At 70.2% G+C, this 4759-nt stretch carries 3 protein-coding genes; all 3 read left to right on the top strand.

Annotated elements, in window-relative coordinates; translation table 11 throughout:
• Positions 1–863: peptidylprolyl isomerase (locus tag N415_RS28510; RefSeq protein WP_161630364.1), on the top strand; the 863-nt coding region annotated here is incomplete at its 5' end.
• Between the two features lie 83 nt (positions 864–946).
• On the top strand, positions 947–3574 hold the full coding sequence (locus tag N415_RS28505; RefSeq protein ID WP_068189100.1) for a LuxR family transcriptional regulator: 2628 nt from the start codon (positions 947–949) through the stop codon (positions 3572–3574).
• Between the two features lie 91 nt (positions 3575–3665).
• Positions 3666–4759 (top strand): PE family protein (locus tag N415_RS28500; protein WP_152531628.1); only part of this gene is annotated, 1094 nt, incomplete at its 3' end.

Below are 4759 nucleotides of genomic sequence, written 5' to 3'. Positions count from 1 at the left end.
AGCCGCCCCAGCCGATCCCGGCAAAGACCTTCAACAGGCGGCTCGCCCTGGGAATCGTGGGCGGGTCGCTCGTCGCCCTCGCGGCGGTGGTGGCCCTGGTCATCTCGCTGGTGACCCAGAGCCACGGCTCGACCAACAACGCGGCGTCGCCCGCTCCGAGCCGCGCCAGGGTGCCCGCCCGGCCGGGGTCGGCCCCCGGACCCGCCTCCGCGACGCCCGCGGGCGTGCCGCCGTTGCCGGCGTTCGCGCCACCGCCCGACCTCGGCGCGAACTGCCAGTACCCGCCGTCGCCCGATCCGGCCAGCAAGGCCGCCACGCTGCCCCCGTCGGGCCGGGTGCCCACTGAGCCGGCACCGATCCACGCCGTCATCTCGACCAACTTCGGTGACATCGGCGTGCAGCTCGCAAACAACGAATCCCCCTGCGCGGTGAACAGTTTCACCAGCCTGGCGAAGCAGGGGTTCTACGACAACACGATCTGCGGGCGAATGATCGACGAGCCGGAGGGCGGGACGCTGCTGTTCGGCGGCCCCGATGCCGACGGCGGCGGCGGCGCCGGTTACGAGTTCGCCGACGAATACCCCGCCAACCAGTACAAGGCCGACGATCCGGCGCTCAAGGCAACCGTGATCTATCCGCGCGGGACCCTGGCGTTGGCCACCAACGGACCCAACACCAACGGAAGCCAGTTCTTCGTGGTGTTCCGCGACGCCGAGATAGAGCCGACGTCCACAGTGTTCGGCTCGGTCGACCAGGCGGGCCTGGCGACCCTCGACAAGATCGCCAAGGTCGGTGTGGCCGGCAACCGCACCAGGGGCATGCCCACGAGCACCGTCACGATCACCTCGGTGCAGGTGGGCTAGACGGCTCCACGACCGGCTCTCCGGCGTTCCCATATTCGGCAAAGTCGCCCCATTCACTCTTCCGGCGCTCTTAGGCTTTGCGCGTGCGCTTGTCGTGGCCGCTGACCGGCCGCTCGAAGGAGACCGGAGACATCGAGGCCGCCATATCGGCCCCGGACGCTTCCGGGATCGTCGTCTACGGCGCGGCGGGCGTGGGCAAGAGCCGGCTCGCGCGTGAGGCCCTGGGCGCGGCCGACTCGCGTGGATGCGAATGCCGCTGGGCCGCCGGGACATCTACGGCGCGGTCGATTCCGCTGGGCGCATTCTCGGCCTGGGCGCCGTCGGGTGTGACCGACACCGTCCAGTTGCTGCAAGGCGTGATCGAGTCGCTGACTTCCGCATCCCGGGGCGCCACGGTGGTCTTGGGTGTCGACGACTCGCATTTCCTCGACGATCTGTCCGCATTCGTCGTGCACCAGATCGTGCAGCGCGGAGCGGCGAAAGTGATACTCACTGTCCTCGACGGTGAACCGATTCCCGCAGCCGTAAAAGAAATATGGCGGGTCGGTCAGCTCGACCGGCTCGACCTGCGGCCGCTGTCGTCAGACGACACCACCGCCCTCCTGTCGGCGACCCTGGGCGGACCCGCGGATCCGGATGCGGCACAACGGCTGTGGAAGCTCACTCGCGGCAACCCCCTATATCTGCGCAACATCGTGGAGCAAGAGGTCGCCGACGGCCGGATCGTGCAGCAGCAAGGCTATTGGCGGTGGACAGGCGATCCGATAATGCCCCCAGGGCTGGTCGAATTGATCGAATCGCGCATCGGGGCCCTGCCCGCGCCGGTAGGCGATGTGATTGACGTGCTCGCCGTCGGCGAGCCCATCGATCTGGCGGTACTCGAGCGGCTGAGCGATCCGGCCGCAGTCGAGGAGGCCGATAGCCGGGGGCTCATCACGCTTGAGGCCGCCGCCGGAGGCATGGAAGTGCGGGTGGCGCATCCGCTCTACGGCGAGGTGCGCCGCCGGCGAGGGGCGCCCACCCGGCTGCGGCGGTTGCGCGGGCGGGTCGCCGCCGAGCTCGCCGCGGCGGCCGACCGCAACGACATACAGGTCTTGGTGCGCCGCGCCGCGTTGAGTCTCGACTCCGATCTCGCGCCGGACACAGATCTGCTGGTAAGGGCGGCCCACGGCGCGGTCTGGCTGGCGGATCTGCCCCTCGCCGATCGGCTTGCCGCGGCGGCCATCCGGGCCGGAGCGGGACCCGAACCGAACTTCGTTCGCGCGCACGCGCTTTCGTGGATGGGTCGTGGCGATGAGGCCGAAGCGGTGTTCACCGAGATCCGCACCGGCGAGTTGACCGAAGTCGACCGGGCCAGATATGCCTTCCTACGGGCCAGCAACATGCTCTGGGCGCTCGGCGACCCTGCGCATGCGAAAGAGATCATCGACGCGGCATCCGACACCACGTCGCCACGAGCCCGCAGCTATATCGACGCCTTCCTCACGGTGTACTGGTTTGCGACGGACGAACCGGAGCTGGCCGCTCGAGCGTCGGAAACTCTTGTGTTGGAAGAACTACCGGCCGTCGTCGGCGCCGAGATTGCCTGGGTGCTGGCCGCCATAGCCGCAGATGCGGGGCGCACCACCGAGGCAGTGACAGTCGCGCGGGCGGGCTACGGCCTTGCCACGCGCTTGTTCGACGCTCCGCACATGAGGTTCAACATCGGCGACGCACATGTCGGCTCCCTCCTGCTGTCGGGAGACGTCGACGAAGCCCTGCGGGTGGCCGAGCGAGTGCGCCGTGAGGCGGCCGACCTTCCGGGAGCGGCCCAACTGCTCGGTGCGGCCGTGGCGGGCCGGGCCGCGCTGGGCGCCGGTCAGCTGAATTCCGCCTGCGCGTTGCTCGAACAGGCGGCGGTGGGACTCTCGGCCACGCACGCTTCGGGCTGGGGATACCGCTATAACGTCGCGCGCGCGATGGCGCTCGCGATGTGCGGTTTGACGGTGCAAGCAGCCACCGCGCTTGCTGCAGTCGATGAGCGGCGCCGTGCTTTCCGGCCCTTGGACTTCGAACGGAGCCTGGCGCGGGCGTGGGTGACCGCCAGCCAGGGAGCCGTCAGCAAGGCCATCGCCATCGTGTTGTCGGCGGCCGAAAGATCGTCGACCAAGGGGCGATTCGCCGAGGAGGTGGTCTGCCTGCAGACCGCTGCTCAGTTCGGCGACCGTTCGGGTTCAAGCAGATTGCGCGACCTCGAAACGCTGGTCGAGGGACCGCGCGCCCGCGTCGCGGCGCGGTTCTCGGCCGCCCTGAACGATGGCGACGCCGCCGACTTGTCCGCGGTGTCAGAAGATTTCGAACGAATGGGTGACCTTGTTGCGGCCGTCGACGCCGCCGCCCAGGCCGCCCTCACGTATCGCAGTCGGGGCATGCGGGGATCGGCGCTTGCATGTGCGGCGCGCGCGGGCGCACTGGCCGAAAGGTGTGGCGGTGCGCGGACTCCGGCGCTCCGTGAAGCCGACCTGCCCTTGCCGCTGACGGATCGTGAAAGGGAGATCGTCGTGCTGATCGGTCAGGGGTTGTCCAACCGCGAAGTCGCCGAGCGACTGACCCTTTCCGTGCGCACGGTGGAAAGCCATATCTACCGGGCCATGTCCAAGACCGGAACCGGCAGCCGCGAGGAACTCGCGTCGTTGTTGCCGCGGCAGGGCGCGCACGAGCAAGTGCAGTAGTCAGCTGCTCGAAGTGCAGTAGTCGGTTACTGAGTGCCGCGCCGGGGCGCCGCCAAACAATAAGCCAGGGGCTTGTTGTAGGTGGATCGACATGTCGTACTTGATCGCAGCGCCAGAGCTAATGACCTCGGCGGCAACGGATTTGGCAACACTCGGCTCGAACCTAGGTGCGGCCCGCGCGGCCGCCGCTGCACAAACCACGAGCGTGCTGGCCGCCGCGGAGGATGAGGTGTCGGCGGCCATCGCCGCGTTGTTCTCCACCCAAGGTCAGCGGTTTCAGGCACTCAGTGCACAGGCGGCCGCGTTTCACGAGCAGTTTGTCCAGGTGTTGAACGCGGGTGCGAGCTCCTATGCCAGCGCGGAGGCCGCGAATGTCGCCGCGTTCGCCGCCAATCCGGCGCAGACGGTCGAGCAGGATCTGCTCAACGCGATCAATGCACCCAGCCTGGCGTTGACCGGGCGCCCGCTGATCGGCAACGGTGCCAACGGGGCCCCGGGCACCGGGCAAAACGGCCAGCCCGGCGGGTGGCTGCTGGGCATCGGGGGCGCGGGCGGCTCCGGTGCGCCCGGCCAAAACGGCGGTAACGGCGGCTCCTCCGGGCTGCTGGGCTTCGGCGGGCCCGGCGGGGCCGGCGGCCCGGGCACAGCGACCATGGCCGCCGGGAACGGCGGGGCCGGCGGTAATTCCTTCGACCCGGGGTTCGGCTACGGCGGGGCCGGCGGCGCGGGTGGATTCAACGCGTTCGGGGCCGGCGGGGCCGGCGGACCTGGCGGCAACGGCGGCGGCGGCGGTCACGGTGGGGCCGGCGGGCCTGGTGGAAACGGCCTCACCGTTGGTGGGGCCGGCGGGACCGGCGGGAACGGCGGGCTGTTTAGCGGGTTGATCGGTGCGGGTGGCGGGAACGGCGGGGCCGGCGGATTCAGCGATGCTGGCGTCGGGGGTGCCGGCGGCGCCGGCGGCAATGCGGGTCTGCTCGCCGGTGGCGGTGGCGCCGGCGGTGCCGGCGGATCGAGCCACACCGGTACCGGCGGGGTGGGCGGGGCCGGCGGCAATGGCGCCCTCCTGTTGGGCGACGGCGGCGCAGGCGGGGCCGGCGGAACCAGCCAAACCGGGACCGGTGGCGCCGGCGGACACGGCGGCACTAGTTATCTAGTCGGCGACGGTGGCTTCGGCGGGACCGGCGG

Source organism: Mycobacterium sp. UM_CSW, from assembly GCF_000455205.1.
Taxonomy (GTDB): domain Bacteria; phylum Actinomycetota; class Actinomycetes; order Mycobacteriales; family Mycobacteriaceae; genus Mycobacterium.
Note: the sequence above shows the minus strand (reverse complement) of the source record. Positions and strands in the feature narration are given on the sequence as shown.